The organism is Rheinheimera mangrovi (genome assembly GCF_003990335.1).
Taxonomy (GTDB): domain Bacteria; phylum Pseudomonadota; class Gammaproteobacteria; order Enterobacterales; family Alteromonadaceae; genus Pararheinheimera; species Pararheinheimera mangrovi.
The window spans coordinates 4270079-4286617 of the sequence record NZ_CP034683.1; the positions used below are offsets into that span (position 1 = coordinate 4270079).

Sequence of the window (16539 nt, forward strand, 5' to 3'; positions counted from 1 at the left end):
GTTAGTTCTCCTCTGCTAAAGCGGCTACAGGCAGCTCTTTAATCGGAATTTGTTGTTGCCACTGGCGCTTTTCTTCAGCCGTAGCAGGGCGGATTTGCGAACGTTCTTCGACAAAAACGATGTTTTCATCTGCATCCGGGCTGTTTACAAACTGACGGAAACGTTTCAGCGCTTGTGGGTCGTCCAGCGTGGTTTTCCATTCACAGGCATAGGTATTGACTAAGGCAGCCATCTGGTTTTCCAGCTCTGCGGCTATCCCCAGCTCGTCGTCGATAATGACTTTACGCAGATAATCCAGGCCACCATCGAGCTTTTCCATCCAGACTGAAGTACGCTGCAAACGATCGGCGGTGCGGATATACAACATCAGAATGCGGTCTATGTAGCGGATTAAGGTTTCAGTATCGAGGTCGGTGGCAAATAAGTCGGCGTGGCGTGGCCTCATGCCGCCGTTACCGCAGACATACAAATTCCAGCCGTTTTCGGTGGCAATAATGCCAATGTCTTTGCTTTGCGCCTCAGCACATTCGCGGGTACAACCCGACACTGCCATTTTGATTTTGTGGGGCGCCCTTAAACCTTTGTAGCGGTTTTCAATGGCAATGGCCTGACCGACACTGTCCTGTACGCCATAACGACACCAGGTACTGCCGACACAAGACTTCACGGTGCGCAGCGACTTGCCATAAGCCTGGCCAGTTTCAAAACCCGCATCGACCAAACGTCGCCAAATGGCAGGCAATTGCTCTAAACGGGCGCCAAATAAGTCGATCCGCTGACCACCGGTAATTTTGGTGTAGAGGTTAAAATCCAACGCCACTTGACCTATAACCAACAGTTTTTCTGCGGTAATTTCACCACCAGCAATACGCGGCACCACTGAATATGAGCCGTCTTTTTGCATATTGGCGAGAAAGGTATCGTTGGTGTCCTGTAAACCGACATGAGTTTTTTTCAGCACATAATCGTTCCAGCTCGACGCCAGGATGGAAGCCACAGTCGGCTTACAAATATCGCAGCCCAAGCCCTGACCATGGCGGCTTAACAGCTCGGCAAAGGTTTTAATACCGCCGACCTGAACTAAATGCAGCAACTCCTGACGGGAATAGGCAAAGTGTTCGCAGAGGTGGTTTTTCACCTCCACACCACGGCTTTTCAGTTCATCATCCACCACGGATTTGAGCAAAGCCGTGCAACCACCACAGCCTGTGCTGGCCTTAGTGCAGCTTTTGATACTGGCTAAATCGCAGCAGCCACTGTCCATAGCCGCCACTATGTCGCCCTTGGCCACGTTATGGCAGGAACAAATGGTGGCGCTGTTGGGTAAAGTTAAAGCCGCCAAAGGCGCGCCGGATGCTGCAGGTAAAATCAGTTGTTCCGGCTGTTTTGGCAGCAGCATATCGTTTAAGGCGTATTGCAGCAGACTGTCGTAGTTACTGGTATCACCGACCAGCACAGCACCCAGCAGGCGTTTGCCGTCTTTGCTTACCACCATTTTTTTGTAGACCTGAGCCCTTGGGTCGGTAAAGACATAACTTAAAGCACCGGGCGTTCTGGCATGGGCATCGCCAATAGAACCCACTTCCACACCCAGCAGTTTCAGTTTAGTGCTCATATCAGCGCCGCTAAAGCATTGCTCGCCACCAGTCAGTTGACTGACCACCACACGCGCCATCTGATAACCGGGCGCCACCAGACCAAAAATCTTTTGCTGCCACAAGGCACATTCACCTATGGCATAAATATGTGGATCAGAGGTCTGGCACTGATCGTTCACCACAATGCCACCCCGGTCGCCTACAGCTAAACCGCAGCTGCGTGCCAACTGGTCATAAGGCCGGATGCCAGCGGAAAACAACACTAAGTCAGTCTCTAAACTTTCGCCATCAGCAAACTGCAGCTGATAACGGCATTCAGTGCCAGCCACTATGGCTTGCGTGGCTTTGCCTGTATGCACCTGCACACCCAGTTCGATAATTTTTTGGCTCAGCATCTGGCCGCCATTTTGATCCAGCTGTACCGCCATCAGTTGAGGTGCAAACTCCACCACATGAGTCTGTAAACCCAGTTGTTTCAGCGCATTGGCCGCTTCCAGCCCAAGCAAACCACCGCCTATCACCACACCCACTTTGCTGACTGCTGCACTTTGCGCTATCGCGTCTAAATCCTGCAAAGTGCGGTACACCAGACAATGCGGTTGGTCATTGCCCGGAATAGGCGGTACAAAAGCGTAAGAGCCTGTCGCCAGCACCAACTGGTCGTAATAAAACTGCTCGCCCTGACGGGTGACGACCAACTGCTTTTCGCGGTTAATCTCTTCTACCCAACAATTTAAGCGGTATTGAATATTGGCAGCCTGATAGGCTTGTTCTGTCGTCAGCGCCAGCTGCTCTGCGCTGGTGCCGCTGAAATAGCCGGATAAATGCACCCTGTCGTACGCCAGCTGAGCTTCACCACAAAGCACAATAATTTGTGCCAATGGGTCTTTGGCTCGTAATTGATCAACAAAATGATGCCCCACCATACCGTTGCCGATCACCAGAATTTGTTTGGTCTGCTGCATTTTTATGTCCTTAAGGCCTTTGGCGACTGGCTCAGCCACCAAATTTTGCCCATAAAAAAAGCCCAGGCCTGAACCACTTAAAAAATGGTCAGAACCTGGGCCTCGTTGCCCGTGCAGAGCTAAGCTTTGCACCTCAATTCAAATTGTGTCAGCACCAGTCTGCGCTGGTGTTGCTGACTATGTAAAAGCACAAAGAATGCCAGTTTATTAACTTGCTGATTTTATTGGGTAATGGTTAATTTATGCTCAAGCAATTATCAAAAGCTTGCGTTGAATTGGTGCAAAACGGCACCGGATTGAGGCATCAGCAGAAATTTGAGTTTGACAGAACATAAAGAAAATCTTATTGCATAAAGGTTAATAAATGAGTTAAATAGGTTTACAAATCTGATACTTAGTAAAAATCACAGCGAAAACTGAATGTTTCAAGGAAGAATAATGCAAAAGCCCCAAATCCTTTGGAGAAATCAAACTCCATCACGCTCATCGCTAAAACGCGGCTGGAAAAACTTAAGCAGAAATGGAAAGCTGTGGCTGATGCTGGGCAATTTAATATGCATGAGCTTAATGCTGTACAACTACAATGCACAAGGCAGTGTATTGAGCTTAGTGGTGGGGATCTACACTGCGTTGTATATAACAATACTTGTCTTGCAAGCTAAAGGCGCCCCCAAAGAAGAGCTGGGCAGTCTGATGAATGAGCTTAAAGTGGAAAATAACACGATTTGGATAGGCGACTACCAGCTTCCTGATACAGTCCGCAAAGTTGTGATTGGTCGCATGGATATTCAGGGGCCAGCTTTTTTACAACTGGCCTGGAATCAAGGGCATCAGTGGATATTTCAGCTGGATGAGCTGCAACAAGTACGACATTTTTTCCGCCAGCATGCACCTCAGATTGAAATCGTTAACGAATAGGCAAACCCACAGCTGAATTCTGAGTGATATACAACGCTGACAAACTGCCTTTTCCACGCTGTTGAGCTACCGCTGTAAAGCTATCATGCCGACGACGCGGGTACGACAATAGGCAATTAGTTGATGCCGAAAACAGCAAGCCTGAGTACAATAGCCAAGCGTTAATAATTCTCAGGGTTATGTTTTTCATTTACCAAGGCCGTGGCGCAGCACCAAGCTGGCAGCCGCTATAAAGCCCCAACCCATATAACAAAGCGCACCCTATTTTAATCAGGCCATCAATCATGGCCTTAGAACATCAGCAGGAAAGAGAAAAATGGCAGCTTTTGGTAGTGTATTTATGCCTGAAATGGCAATGGCCCGTTTCGATGGTACAGCTTGGGGTCAGTCCGCAATAGTTCCGTCCGACAGCATCAGTCTGCATCCGGGCGCTCACGTGTTGCATTACGCCAGCACTTGTTTTGAAGGCTTAAAGGCATTCCGCCATGAAGACGGTTCTGTGGTTATTTTCCGCATGGATAAAAACGTTGCCCGTATGCAACAAAGCTCTGAATTGTTGTCTTTGCCTACTTTTGACGCAGCTCTGCTGAGCCAGATGATTGTCGACGTGGTGCGCCATTATGCCGCCGACGTGCCAACACCTCCTGGTTCTATGTATATCCGTCCAACTCATATCGGCACTGAACCTGCTATTGGTAAAGCAGCAACACCAACTCTGACGTCTTTACTTTATGTACTGTTATCTCCGGTTGGCGATTATTTTGCCGGTGGCAGCCGCGGTTTACGTTTGCTGATGGAAGACAATGCCCGCTGCGCGCCTCATATGGGTATGATCAAAAGCGGTGGTAACTACGCCAGCGCCTTGCACCCAACTATGCAAGCCAAAGCCAAGTATCAGGCCGATCAGGTGCTGTTTTGCCCGAACGGTGACGTTCAGGAAACTGGCGCAGCCAACTTCCTGTTAATCGATGGCGACGAAATTATCACCAAAGCACTGGACGCCTCGTTCCTGCACGGTATTACCCGCGACACTATTCTGACACTGGCCCGTGACTTAGGCATGAAAGTGTCAGAGCGTGAACTGACAGTTGAAGAACTGTTAGAGCGCGCCGCTAAACCAGGCACAGAAGCGGCTTTATCAGGCACTGCTGCTGTATTAGCACCAGTTGGCACCTTGATCCACCAGGGCAAAGAATACAAAGTAGGCAACGGCGAACCAGGCAGCACTACTGCCAAATTACGCCAAACCCTGAACGATATTCAGTGGGGCAAAGCCGAAGATAAGCACGGCTGGTTGACGAAGATTTAATGTTTCGCTGAGTTCAACTCATAAGAAAGCAGGCTTAAGGCCTGCTTTTTCTTAACATTAATAAGTGACTAGCCCTTACTACTCCACAACAACACCGCACTCAAGGTTGCCAGTGGCACTGCAGCCCATAACAGCACTGAGGTCAGTCGCTGCTGATAGGCCAGCAGTAAAGCAAAGCTGCCCTGCATCAGGGTTAAAGTGCCAAACCAGACCACAAAACCAATAGCCAACTGCCAGCCCTGAATACAAAGCCACAAAGCCAGCAACAAATACAACCAGCCTGCGCTTTGCAGTACCCTCAGCTCAAAAGCTTTAGGCTCTGTGCCAAACACCTGTTCAAAATGTTTATCCATCGACAGTCCTAAAGCTGCCATAGCCGCGTAACCGGACGCCAGAACACCAAACAACAACAGCAAGTCCATTACAGCACCTCCGCCGATGCCACAGTGGCAGCTCTGTTTCGTGTCGCTGTGTTGCGTTTTGTCTGGCCCAGTTTGCGCTGCACTTTCACCGCCGCCCAGCCCAGCATCAGGCCCAGCAGAATAAACACCAGATCCACACTGGCCAGCGCCCAGTCCTGCTGCCCTAAGGTCTGCCCCAGATGACGTTCAGTGGTCAGGGCATTCAGCAGCGGCAAAAGTAAAAATGCAGCAGCGGCCAGACTCAGGCAATCACGCCAGGCGATAAAGACAGGTCGGCTAAAGCAGTAAAGCGCCAGCGCGCCCCAGGCCAAAAACAGCGAATGAATTTCCCATTGCTGTCGTCCGGCCAGATCGGCAGGGATCAACCTGTTCGCCCAGAAATAGGCAGCCAGACCAAAGCTCAAACCGGCAATAGTGGCGACATTGAGTTTTTCTACCAGTTGATGCCCAGCTTCGTACTCACCGGTTTTCGCTAGCTTAGGCCGACGTTTCACTGTCCAGAGCACCAGGCCAGTCGCAATCATGCCGCAACCTAATAAGCCTGATACCAAGTACAACCAGCGTAACCAGGAGTCTGCAAACAAACCTTCATGCAAACCCAACATGGAACTGCCAAAGACCTCAACTGCAGCAATATCAGCCGGAGCTGCGGTAATAGCTTGTCCTGTCAGCGCATTAAAACTCAGAGTACCGGCACCACGGCTACGGCGTATAGTCTGTGCGTAAGCTGGCGTAATTTGCAGTTGCGCAACTTGCCCTCTGGTGGCTGGCAACAGCGTTACCGAGCGGATTTGTCCCTTACCCCACAAGGCTTCTGTCTGCGCCAGCAAAGGTCTGAAATCGGCAAACTGCTCTGCTTGTTGACCAAGCGACAAAGGACGTGCAGAACGCCCTTCCCGACCAGAGCGACCCGCTTGCTCCGACTGAGCCTGACGTGGGCCACCACCGCCCATCCCAACTATTCTGTTGCTACCGGTTTGGCTGACCAGCTCCGAGTAATAGGCCTGACGATCATCAGGTGCAAAACCATAAGTCAAAGGCACTGCCAGTGGCATATAGGAGTAGAGGAAAAACAGCAGTCCGCTGTAGGTAATCATTAAATAAAAGGGCAAAGCCGACAGGCTGATCAGGTTGTGCGCATCCAGCCAGGAGCGCAGGCCCTTCTGCTGACGGTAGGTAAAAAAGTCTTGAATCATCTTTTTGTGGGCTACCACGCCAGTGACTATAGCCACCAGCATCAACATAGTGCAGAGCCCAACCAGCAGAATAGCGGTGTCCGCCGGAATATAGTGCAAGGCATAATGCATACGTAACAAAGCCCGGCCGCCCGCCGTTTCCCGCACTGGCTCTGCAAGCTCTATTGGCTGACCGCTGCTGGTATCCAGATACAAAGTTTCAGTGCGGCCGCGGCGCTCGCCAGGTTCTGGCGCTGCAGTCCAGCTGGCACTTAAAGCACTGCTGTTGCGGGCATCACTGGCCAGGGTCACAGTCCAGCTTTGTGCCTGCTGGCTTTGCGGCAAACTGCGCAGTTGCTGATACCCCATGTCAAACTGAGTCGCAGCATCAGGCACCAGCACCGGGGCCATAGGCCGTTCGGGTTGCATCCAGCGGGTAATTTCCTGTGTGGCGTAACTGGCAGTGCCTGTCACAAACACAAAAAACAGCACCCAGCCCACCACCAAACCAGTCCAGGTATGTAACCAGGTCATAGACTGCCGAAAACTTGCTTTCATCGCTGCGAACCTCCTGACGCCAACAGCACCACAGCAGACATCAGCAGCACAGCCCCCAGCACCAGTAGTGTTGCATGCCGGGTTTTAGACAAAGAAAACACCGCCATAATCACAGTTAACCAGACCAGAAAACTGAACACAGTGGCGCCGTGAGTCAGTAAAGCCCGCTGCTCGTCAGCCAATGAGGCCAGCACTGGCGCTGTCAGATTGGCGATCAGAAAACCGCCGGCACTGGCCAGAAAAACCCGCCAGAGCACAGTCCAGCGATAACGCGCCAGCTCAGTCGCAGCGAAAGTTTGTAGTAGTTTATTCATGTCGGACATCCTCTTGTCATCCACACCCCTGCCGCAGAACGGCAAAAGCTCTGCAGTCCAAAAGGAGCTGCAGAGCCTTGTTTTTATTCAGCTTTTATTTAGAAATTGTAGGTAAAAGATAGCACCAGCTTGCGGCCATCCAGTATGTAGGCGAAGTTCTCTTCAGACGTCACCTCTTTATTACCCAGGTTATAAATACCGGCTTTCAGGCTTAACTGTTCCTGAGGCTTATACATCAGCCCCAGATCGGTAAAGGCATAAGCTGGGTATTGCACCCCATTGCTGGCCGAGCCACTGGTGCCGGTTTGCCAGCGGCCTGTGGTTTTGCTGCGAAAGTTGGTTTGCACCCACAGGTTTAACTTGTCCATCGCCTGCCAGTCTAACGACGCATTAAACATATGACGGGCCACGTCATTGAGCGGCTCACCGGCATAAGTGCCTGACTTTTGTTCTGTCGCCGTGTAGGTGTAGCTCTGCCTGTAACTCAGGTTGTCCAGCAGCTGATAATCCAGCGTCATTTCAACACCACGCAGTTCGGCCTTGTCGACATTTTCATAGGCGGTGTAACCAAACTGATGTGCAGGGTAATAAGTGCCCTTGTAATAACACTCTTCATTCTGCAGGCAGACTCGGCCTGTTCTGTTGATTTTGTCGTTGTAGTTGGTTTGATAGGCGGTTAAAGACCCGCTTAATTCCTGCTCAGCATTGTGATACCCCAGACCAATCTCATAGTTCAGACTGGTTTCAGGCATTAAATCCGGGTTACCTATAATCACGCCGCCTCTGGAGGTTGAACCAAAATCTGTCGCACTCTGACGCAGGCTGGGCGCTTTAAAGCCAGAGGTAACCCCACCTTTGAGCACAAACTCATCATTCAGGTTGTACACCGCATAAGCTTTAGGGCTGATTTCACTGCCAAACTTTTCGTTATCATCGTAACGACCACTGAAGGTAAACGTCAGATTGTCCAGCGCCTGCCACTGATCTTCCAGATACAGCGAATACTGGTAACGATCCATCTTCACCACAGCATTGGCATCCGGCACCACTGGTGGACGTAAGCCATTGCTAGCGCCATCTTCCAGGCTTTCATTTTCGTAACTGACGCCAGCAGACAGGCTGTGGTGATCCATAAAATAACTGGCCTGGCTGTTGACGGTCAGTACATCAAAACTGATGCCGTTGCCTGTAGTTTCATTGACCCGAGTTGGGTTTTTTGTGCTGTCGTAATTCAGATAACTTTTCAGCAGCAGGCTGCCGTAGCTGCCATCGTGCGTCACAAAGTAATTGTTTTTAATCGACTTGTTGTAGCTAGCTTCGCTGTCCACCGCAATACTTTTGCCTGGCGTAGCGCTTCGCTCTTGTTCGGTGTAACTGTGGCCTAAAGTCAGCACATTATCTTTATCCAGCTGCCAGCCCAGTTTAGAGCCGACATTCTTTTTGCTGTAATCCGGGTCTGAGGCTGCGCTGTCGTCACCACCCAAAAACAAACTTTCCTGCTGGTTTTGCACAGCTCCCGTCAGCTGTAACGACAACACATCTTTAATCAGAGGTGCATTCAGATACAGGCTGGTTTGATTACCGTCTTCATTAACCTTATTCGAACTGTCGGCCCTGCTGTATTCAGAGGTGATACTGCCGTTAAATTCGTTGTGCACTTTTTTGGTGATGATATTAATCACACCACCCATAGCGTCGGAGCCATACAAAGACGAAGCCGGGCCACGAATGACTTCAATCCGCTCTATGGCTTCAATAGGAGGTAAAAAGTGAATAGGAGTGCCTGCCTGAGTACCGTTCAGACCAAAAGCCTCGTTGCTTTGTGCTGGTTTGCCATCGATCAGAAACAAGGTGTAGTCGGACGACATACCACGCAGCATAATAGACTGCTCCACACCGCCGCCCATGATCTGTACACCAGCTACATGTTTCAGCGCATCAGTGACATCGGTGTACGATTTTTTCTTCAGTTCTTCTGCACTAATCACAGAAATGGTAGCTGGCGCTTCCAGCAGATTTTGTTCATACCCTGAGGCTGTGACTACTATTACTTCAATAGGATTCACAGCATCGTCATCAGCATAAACGGCAGTGGCAGTGAACACAGAGGCAATAGCTAAACTCAGGCAGGTACGGCGACGAACAAACATGATCTGTAGTTTCCTTGACGTGGGGCTGGACTAATTCACAATGTTTCTAATTGCAAATCATTATCAATAACTCAATAATACAGGCCTGATGGACTTCGAAACAGCGTCCGGCGCTGAATACAGAATTAAGAGAAACTGAATTGTGGACACAATGATCCGTAGTATGAGAGTCTTTGTGGCAGTGGCAGAATCCGGCTCAATGGCGGCAGCAGCCCGTTTGTTAGATTTAAGCAGTTCTGCAGTCACGCAACAAATTCAAAAGCTGGAACAACAACTTAGCATTAGCCTGCTGCACCGCAACACCAGACAAATTACCCTGACCGAAGCAGGCCAGCTGTATTACCAAAACTGCAAACAAAGCATCAGTTTGTGGCAACACACAGAACAGCAGTTAAGTGAATTGCGTGAACAACCTCAGGGGGAATTGCGTATTTCGGTGCCTGCAGGATTTGGCAGCTGTGGTTTGTTAAGTCAGCCGTTGAAACAACTGTTGAAATCACATGAGCAGCTAAGTATCAGATTATTTGTCACAGATGACGAACTGGATTTAATAGCCAACCGCATCGATTTGGCATTAAGTGTACAAGTTGGCCCACTGCCCGACTCCAACCTGATAGTGCGGCAGTTGGTGTGCATGAAGATGATTCTGGCGGCGTCCCCGGCTTATCTGGCAGAACAAGGCTTTCGCGCCGGGCGTTTACCACAACAACCCACAGATATGAGCAATATGGACTGGCTGGTTCACACCAATAGCAAAGCTGGCCATCTGGTATTGCAACACCCTGCCGGTCCCAGCACTTTAGCTGCCCCGGTCAAAATGCGGCTGAACAATATGCAAACCCTGGTCAAGCTGGTGTATGACGGCTTAGGTTTTGCCATCTTGCCAGAGCTGGAAATTCAGGACTATCTGCGCGATGGCAGCCTGGTGCAACTCTTACCCGATTGGCAACTACCAAGCATTGATATCTGTGCCATCACCAGCAGCAGAAACTCGCAACCCGCCAAAGTAAAAGCCGCCATTGATATTCTGAGCAAAGAGCTCAGGGCTATTCCGGCGAGTTGAGGAAAGGCGGAATAACAACGCTCCCAATCGCCGGGTTGTATGTTATTGCTCACAAGGCTAAAATCTGCACAACTTCGGCAGAGAACTCTTTCAGGAAAGTTTGATATGGAAAACAAAGGTATAAAACCTTCAGTTGCCTTAGCAACATACCGTGAAGAGATCCGTCAGGTTGTAGCGGCGCACCACGCCCGCAATGTCCGGGTCTTTGGTTCTGTGTTGCAAGGTACAGACACAGAACAAAGCGATTTGGATCTGCTGGTCGACCCAACACCAGAAATGACCATGCTGGACATCGGTGCTATCCGCCACAAACTGCTGAAACTGCTGAAAGTTCAGGTCGATGTTCTGACACCCAATGCTTTACCAGAAAAATTCAGATCTGCAGTGTTGGCGAAGGCTAGGCTGATATAAGCTGATTCATCAAGACTTTGTCAGAAGCTGAAAAACATTAGCTGCACAGTCGCTTATCACAACCCCATCTGCTTTTTATAACGACGGCTTAGACGGGCCAGCCGCAATTGATCCAGCACCAGCATTGCCAGAGGCCAACGGCGGATAGACCAAAATGGCAAAGCCTGGCCTAAGCGGCGTAACATCAGTCTTGTATAAGCCATTTTTGCCAGTGATTGCAGAGGTTTTTTGGCAAAACTAAAGGCAGGTAAAACCGGGCTTACTGCTTCGCCTTGCTGCCAGCGATTTGGTAAATCCGGCGCCAAAGCCAAAGCTGTAGCTATGCCTACTAAAGCAACCCCAGTTTGCAGCACCTGCTCTGCCACCTCTAACCTTTGAATACCGCCAGTCACCATCAACGGCATTTGCGCAGACTGCTGCAGTTCTTTGGCAAAGTCTAAAAAGTAGGCCTCACGCCCTAGCGTCGAGCCATCACGACTATCGCCTTGCATAGCCGGAGCTTCGTAGCTACCGCCTGATAACTCGACAAAATCCAGCATCAGCGGGTTGAGCCATAACAACACCTGACGCGCATCCTCTGTGGAAAAACCGCCACGCTGAAAGTCAGCTGAGTTTAGCTTCAGGCTGATAATAAAATTGGCGGGCAATTCATTACGCAATAAAGTGACCAGCTCCAGCAATAAACGGGCACGGTTTTCTAAAGGGCCACCGTACTGATCCTGACGCTGATTCACCAGCGGTGATAAAAACTGGCTAAGCAAATAACCATGAGCCGCATGAATTTGCACTCCGGTAAAACCTGCCTGCAACGCCAGTTGGCTACTCGACAAAAACTGTTGTTTAAAATCGGCTATATCATCCAGCGTCATAGCTCTGGGGCTGGCAAACATCTTTGAGAACTGGCCTAAATCTAAAGCCACAGCCGAAGGCGCTATCGCCTGTTGGCCCAAATTCGCTGGCATTTGTCGTCCAGGATGATTCAGCTGCAAAATCAGCTTAGTGCCGTTTTGTTGGCCAGCTTCTGCCCAGCTTTGGAACAAAGTTAAATCCGATTTGGCATCCAGTACCACACCACCTGGTCCTGTTAACGCTTTGCGGCTGATCATCACATTGCCGGAAATCAATAAGCCTGTGCCACCCAAAGCCCAGTGCCGATACAACTCAATCAACTGCGCCGACGGATTTTGCCCGGCAGCGGCCATATTCTCTTCCATAGCGGCTTTTACCAGCCGATTTTTCAGCAATACGCCATTGGGCAGGGTTGTGGCTTCAAACAACATAGTTACACCTCTTGGTATTAATTTTTTTAACCTTTATGGCAATTTCGCCCGATATAACGACACTGCGGTATCGATGGATGGGCAGGGACAAGCCCCTACGCCCCCGTTTCAATCTGGTGCTGACTGTAGGGGCGGGTCTTGCACCCGCCCGTCTCGAATCCCAATCCGATGTCAATAAAGGCCGCCTGACTTCAAGTACAACGCAAGTGTAAAGCTTCAACCTAGGTTGAGAGTCAAGCTTTACCGTGCCAAAATCCGGCCAGTATCCAGCAATATTTTTCTGCCGTAGGAAGAACAACATGTATCGTATTGGTCAACTTGCCAAACTACTCAATGTATCGGAATCAAAACTACGCTTTCTGGAACAACAAGGGGTGATCAGTCCGCTACGGGAAAACAGCGGTTACCGTTATTACAGCGAAGACAGCAAAAACCGGCTGGAAGTGATCTTAAAAGCTCAGCAAATGGGCTTTAGCCTAAAGCAAATCCGTTCAGTACAACGCCATAATCACAGCGGCGACCAACATCCGGTCGACTGCCAGTTACTATTGCCTCTGCTGCAACAAAAGCTGACAGAAATAGACCTGCAGATGCAGGAGTTACAGCAGCAAAGACATCAGATCCAGGAATTGGTTGGGCAGTTAAGCACTGCAACCACATAAAAACTGCATCCCTTCATTTACGTTCTTTTCTTACCACACAATTTGTAACCTTTCGGTATCAAAAAAACTTGACATTGATACCTTGAGGTTTCATATTGATACCTCAAGGTATCTAAACTTAATAAAAAAGGAACACTTATTATGGCTACGTGGACTATCGAAGATCAGGAAAATTGTGTGAAAGCGTCTCTTTTTGGTGCACTCTTTGTTGCGCTGATCACTGGCTTTCAACTGCTCAGAGACATCAGTTTATTTTGGTTTCAAATGAGTACGCTCAGCGATGTATTCGGTTTTGGCATTTTTCTCTCTCTGATTTATTTTTTGGTCAAAGTGAGGAAAATCCCCAAACTGCTGTCATACGGCTGGAGGATCCGGGAAATATGCGGTGATTTTCAGGACGAGTATTTACGCAGTCGTTTTCAGCGGGCCACCACACTGGCATTTCACTTAACGATTACGATAGCGTTTGCGGGGTATGCTGCAACCCATTTAATCAACAAACATGGTGACCCACAGTGGATCGCCTTCCAGCCTTTCTTATTGCTGTCGGTATTCATCGGCACCCTGAGCTTTTATCTGAGTTTGCGCACCGTGCTGGATGAGCAAGATGAAGCAGCGCAGGAAACGAATTAATGGAAGAGCAAACCCTGTACAACAGAATTGCAGAGCTGCGCGCGGCCAGAGGGCTGTCGCAGCAGCAACTGGCCGATGCCATTGGCGTATCACGTAAAACCATCAGCACAGTAGAAACCAGCCGTTTTACCCCTTCAGTGGTGATAGCGTTGCAAATGGCGCGTTATTTTGAAGTGCCGGTAGAACAGATTTTCAGCTTTGATGGGTTTCGTTAAAAGGGAATGTTTCGAAAAACTTCCATAGCCTTAGCTACAGAGTAAATTAATCCAGCGGGTTGTCGCAGCGCGCCAGGCCCGCAATGTCCGGCGTTTTGATGCCGTGCAACCAGACACAGCTCAGCGCTTTAACACCCAATGCCTTACCAGAAAAAGCCAGTTCTGTTGGTGCTGGCTGAGGCTATTCGCCACCATAAGATACTTCCAAAATTTATTCTTGTTCCTCAAATTATGATCTATGCTTACAGGCGAATTTCGGGACAATGTTCAATACCTCAATGTATTTCCTCGATAATTCATCCGTACGCAAGCTAGTCGGCAGCCTCTTGCATAAACATTAACCCAATGGAATATGCTGCAAAACATCGGTTTGAGCAGCCTTAGGAAATCATATGACTGCAAAAAAACAAGCTGTGGTCGTAGTACACGGTATTGGTGAACAACAACCAATGCAAACTATCAGGGACTTTGTCGAAGCGGTTTGGAAAGATGACGATAACCTGGAAAACCCTCAGTTCTGGAACAAACCAAGCACTGTTTCAAATTCATTTGAGCAGCGCAGGCTGACCACAGACACACCACTGCTAAAATCAAACCAAACCCCAGTGCGCTCCCGTATCGATTTTTACGAATATTATTGGGCGCATCATACTGTTGGCAGCAACTGGCAACATGTAACAGATTGGGCCAAAACCTTAGTGCTGTGTCCGCCCTGGAAGTATAAAAACCACCCGAAAAGCATTCAGCGCCTGTGGTATTTCACCTGGGCGATCTTTCTGTTGGTTGTCATATCACTGATCACTTTTGGGCTCTGTTTTAAACACATCAATGAACCCGCCAGCCAATGGTGGCTTTGGCTTATTGGTGGTACAGAAGCCGCCATGGTTTTTTTTATGGGTTGGGTTCAGTTGCGGCTGACCGAATATCTGGGAGATGTCGCCAGATACGTAAGGGCAGAACCTGAAAATATCAGCATCAGGCAAGCAATACGGGAAGGAGGCATCGATCTGCTGGAACGTATTCACCAAACCGGCGACTACGATCGCATCATTCTGGTAGGCCATAGTCTGGGCAGCATTATTTCCTACGACCTGCTAAACCATCTGTGGGCACGACATAACAAGTTCAAAAACCCGCAGAATGACAACAAAGCCACAGCGCTTTCGGCACAATCTATTGTTTTACTTAACCAATTACAGCAGTTAGCCACAGAATGTGGAACATCAAACTTTAAACAGCAGCAGTACCGTACTTTACAGCAGCAGTTGTTTTCACAGCTCTGTCAGGACGCTCCTGCGGGTAACTGGCTGATTTCTGATTTTATATCTTTAGGCAGCCCGTTAACCTACGCCGATTTTCTGTTGTTTGATAACGAAGAACAGTTCAGGCAACGTAAGCTGGACAGAGAATACCCCACCTCGCCCCCTGTGCCCGACAACCGTCATTTTTACTACAGCGAAGCTGGTCAGTATTTTTTGCATCACGCCGCCGTGTTTGCGCCGGTCCGCTGGACCAATTTGTATATGCAGCACAGCAGGTTCTACAAGGGCGATATTATTTCCGGCCCCGTATCACGACTTTTCAGCTACCAAAACGCAACAAACCCAGAGGATATTCAAGCTCCGACAGATATAGGCAATACGCCTATTCAGGAAATAGAACTGCCCTGGAAAGATATTTACAACGGGTTTTGCCACACCCGGTATTGGGAAAAATCCAGCACTAAACCCGGTGTGCCCAGCCACCTGCAACAACTGCGTAAAGCGCTATCCATTTACTGAGCAATAAGGACAAGTTATGAACTGCAAAAAACTAATTCTGCTACTGACTCTGAGTTTAGCGTTGGCAAGCTGTTCAAACACCTATGATCATAAAGATGCCGGTTGGCTGGATGTAAAACCAACACCACCGCTGCATCTGCTGGAAATCGATGACAACGATACAAATATTGAGGGGCTGCCAGAGGTTGACTACAACATCACAGACCAAAAAGTGTATAAGTTTGCTTATCTGGTGGAAGACACCATGCGCAAACGTGTGGACCATGGCCGTAAATGGGAAGAGGGCCTGTCGGCTATGCAGGTGATTCTGGCCGCTTTTGCGTCAGCATTTTCAGCCTCAACAGGTGTGCATCCGGATGTGGTCACCACATTAGCGGGGCTGAGCGCACTCACGCCGGATATAGCAAACATTATTAATGCCGGAGGAAAAGCCAAGGCCTATTCCCAGGGCTTAGAACTGATAGAGGCAGCTAACGCTAACTACATCAGGGCCAGAAGTGAAGCGGCTGCAGGTGCAAACGGGGCCATAGTGCCAGATTCACTCACTCCTGAAGGTGCAGCCTTATTTGTCAGCGTGATGTCGACGTTAAAAGTAATGAGAGACGCCTTACTACAAGCTCTGCCGAGCGAAGAAGACCTGGCCAAAGCGACAGGCAAATATAGCCTGTTTGCTTTGGATACAAATGTGCTTACCATTACAGAAACCCCGCTCAGCCAGTTCGCACCCGCAACAGAGACATCAATTAACCTGACGGAAGCTGCCCAGACTTATTACACCAAAGTGGTGAGTGTGGTCCGTGGCGCCAAGTTGGCGCAATGCAGCTCGGACTCCCCTGCTATTGCGCTGGTGGCTGATTGCACTGGATCTACTTTAACTATTGTGCCAAAGGCCCAAGGCACAGCAAATATTATGGTAGTCAGCGAAAACGGCAGCAGAGCTGTGGTTAAAGTAGAAATAGCCGTTGCGAAAGACGAAGAAGCCACAACTGAAGAATCGAAAGAAACTAAAAAAGCAGAACAGAAAACATAAAAGCCCAGCTGAGTCAGGTTTTGTTTTAGTGTTTTGAAGCACTACAAAGCCTGAC

General features: G+C 49.2%; 15 protein-coding genes. 9 read left to right on the top strand and 6 right to left on the bottom strand.

The genetic code is table 11. The annotated features are described in order from the left end of the window. Window position 1: 1 nt before the first annotated feature. Window positions 2-2563 carry a nitrite reductase large subunit NirB gene (gene nirB / locus EK374_RS19160; protein WP_127026129.1) on the bottom strand — a complete coding sequence of 854 codons (2562 nt, stop codon included), beginning with the start codon at window positions 2561-2563 and terminating at the stop codon, window positions 2-4. A 438-nt stretch (window positions 2564-3001) separates the two neighbouring features. Here nirB and EK374_RS19165 point away from each other — a divergent pair, with 438 nt between their 5' ends. Beyond that, complete coding sequence (locus EK374_RS19165; RefSeq protein WP_127026130.1) at window positions 3002-3481, top strand: hypothetical protein; 480 nt, start codon at window positions 3002-3004, stop codon at window positions 3479-3481. Between the two features lie 316 nt (window positions 3482-3797). Further along, window positions 3798-4790 (top strand): branched-chain amino acid aminotransferase, encoded by a 993-nt coding sequence (locus EK374_RS19170; RefSeq protein ID WP_127026131.1) that lies wholly within the window; start codon window positions 3798-3800, stop codon window positions 4788-4790. Window positions 4791-4858: 68 nt separating this feature from the next. Here the strand turns inward: EK374_RS19170 and EK374_RS19175 are convergent, their stop codons facing one another. The 4 genes from EK374_RS19175 to EK374_RS19190 form a co-directional block, all read right to left on the bottom strand. Then, window positions 4859-5212 (bottom strand): DUF3325 domain-containing protein, encoded by a 354-nt coding sequence (locus EK374_RS19175; protein ID WP_127026132.1) that lies wholly within the window; start codon window positions 5210-5212, stop codon window positions 4859-4861. After that, window positions 5212-6945, bottom strand: a complete 1734-nt coding sequence (locus EK374_RS19180; RefSeq protein ID WP_127026133.1) for a PepSY-associated TM helix domain-containing protein — start codon at window positions 6943-6945, stop codon at window positions 5212-5214. Before EK374_RS19180 ends, EK374_RS19175 begins: the two co-directional genes overlap by 1 nt. Then, entirely contained in the window at window positions 6942-7259 is a 318-nt protein-coding gene (locus EK374_RS19185; RefSeq protein WP_127026134.1) for a hypothetical protein, read from the bottom strand. The genes EK374_RS19180 and EK374_RS19185 overlap by 4 nt, the downstream gene beginning before the upstream one ends. A gap of 98 nt (window positions 7260-7357) precedes the next feature. Then, entirely contained in the window at window positions 7358-9409 is a 2052-nt protein-coding gene (locus tag EK374_RS19190) for a TonB-dependent receptor domain-containing protein (protein ID WP_127026135.1), read from the bottom strand. Between the two features lie 151 nt (window positions 9410-9560). Here EK374_RS19190 and EK374_RS19195 point away from each other — a divergent pair, with 151 nt between their 5' ends. Further along, complete coding sequence (locus tag EK374_RS19195; protein WP_127026136.1) at window positions 9561-10472, top strand: LysR family transcriptional regulator; 912 nt, start codon at window positions 9561-9563, stop codon at window positions 10470-10472. Between the two features lie 105 nt (window positions 10473-10577). After that, entirely contained in the window at window positions 10578-10883 is a 306-nt protein-coding gene (locus EK374_RS19200) for a nucleotidyltransferase family protein (RefSeq protein ID WP_407691848.1), read from the top strand. Between the two features lie 56 nt (window positions 10884-10939). Here EK374_RS19200 and EK374_RS19205 read toward each other — a convergent pair whose 3' ends face one another. Then, window positions 10940-12163 carry an NADH:flavin oxidoreductase/NADH oxidase family protein gene (locus tag EK374_RS19205; protein ID WP_127026137.1) on the bottom strand — a complete coding sequence of 408 codons (1224 nt, stop codon included), beginning with the start codon at window positions 12161-12163 and terminating at the stop codon, window positions 10940-10942. 299 nt (window positions 12164-12462) lie between these two features. On the opposite strand from EK374_RS19205, the gene EK374_RS19210 reads away from it, so the two are divergent. From EK374_RS19210 to EK374_RS19230, 5 genes are all read left to right on the top strand, one after another. Then, window positions 12463-12825, top strand: a complete 363-nt coding sequence (locus EK374_RS19210; RefSeq protein WP_127026138.1) for a MerR family transcriptional regulator — start codon at window positions 12463-12465, stop codon at window positions 12823-12825. A 141-nt stretch (window positions 12826-12966) separates the two neighbouring features. Then, window positions 12967-13458: a hypothetical protein gene (locus EK374_RS19215; RefSeq protein ID WP_127026139.1), complete on the top strand. Its 492-nt coding sequence runs from the start codon at window positions 12967-12969 to the stop codon at window positions 13456-13458. After that, window positions 13458-13673, top strand: coding sequence for a helix-turn-helix transcriptional regulator (locus EK374_RS19220; RefSeq protein ID WP_206099245.1), 216 nt, complete (start codon window positions 13458-13460; stop codon window positions 13671-13673). The genes EK374_RS19215 and EK374_RS19220 overlap by 1 nt, the downstream gene beginning before the upstream one ends. A 392-nt stretch (window positions 13674-14065) precedes the next feature. Beyond that, window positions 14066-15454, top strand: a complete 1389-nt coding sequence (locus tag EK374_RS19225) for a hypothetical protein (RefSeq protein ID WP_127026140.1) — start codon at window positions 14066-14068, stop codon at window positions 15452-15454. A gap of 16 nt (window positions 15455-15470) precedes the next feature. Then, complete coding sequence (locus EK374_RS19230) at window positions 15471-16484, top strand: hypothetical protein (protein WP_127026141.1); 1014 nt, start codon at window positions 15471-15473, stop codon at window positions 16482-16484. Window positions 16485-16539 lie beyond the last annotated feature (55 nt).

Bases quoted from the DNA above. Each gene is read 5' to 3' on its own strand.
- EK374_RS19230 (WP_127026141.1), top strand. From the start codon at position 15,471: ATGAACTGCAAAAAACTAATTCTGCTACTGACTCTGAGTTTAGCGTTG.
- EK374_RS19215 (WP_127026139.1), top strand. From the start codon at position 12,967: ATGGCTACGTGGACTATCGAAGATCAGGAAAATTGTGTGAAAGCGTCT.
- EK374_RS19185 (WP_127026134.1), bottom strand. From the start codon at position 7,259: ATGAATAAACTACTACAAACTTTCGCTGCGACTGAGCTGGCGCGTTAT.
- EK374_RS19195 (WP_127026136.1), top strand. From the start codon at position 9,561: ATGATCCGTAGTATGAGAGTCTTTGTGGCAGTGGCAGAATCCGGCTCA.
- EK374_RS19180 (WP_127026133.1), bottom strand. From the start codon at position 6,945: ATGAAAGCAAGTTTTCGGCAGTCTATGACCTGGTTACATACCTGGACT.
- nirB (WP_127026129.1), bottom strand. From the start codon at position 2,563: ATGCAGCAGACCAAACAAATTCTGGTGATCGGCAACGGTATGGTGGGG.
- EK374_RS19220 (WP_206099245.1), top strand. From the start codon at position 13,458: ATGGAAGAGCAAACCCTGTACAACAGAATTGCAGAGCTGCGCGCGGCC.
- EK374_RS19170 (WP_127026131.1), top strand. From the start codon at position 3,798: ATGGCAGCTTTTGGTAGTGTATTTATGCCTGAAATGGCAATGGCCCGT.
- EK374_RS19200 (WP_407691848.1), top strand. From the start codon at position 10,578: ATGGAAAACAAAGGTATAAAACCTTCAGTTGCCTTAGCAACATACCGT.
- EK374_RS19205 (WP_127026137.1), bottom strand. From the start codon at position 12,163: ATGTTGTTTGAAGCCACAACCCTGCCCAATGGCGTATTGCTGAAAAAT.
- EK374_RS19190 (WP_127026135.1), bottom strand. From the start codon at position 9,409: ATGTTTGTTCGTCGCCGTACCTGCCTGAGTTTAGCTATTGCCTCTGTG.
- EK374_RS19175 (WP_127026132.1), bottom strand. From the start codon at position 5,212: ATGGACTTGCTGTTGTTGTTTGGTGTTCTGGCGTCCGGTTACGCGGCT.
- EK374_RS19210 (WP_127026138.1), top strand. From the start codon at position 12,463: ATGTATCGTATTGGTCAACTTGCCAAACTACTCAATGTATCGGAATCA.
- EK374_RS19225 (WP_127026140.1), top strand. From the start codon at position 14,066: ATGACTGCAAAAAAACAAGCTGTGGTCGTAGTACACGGTATTGGTGAA.
- EK374_RS19165 (WP_127026130.1), top strand. From the start codon at position 3,002: ATGCAAAAGCCCCAAATCCTTTGGAGAAATCAAACTCCATCACGCTCA.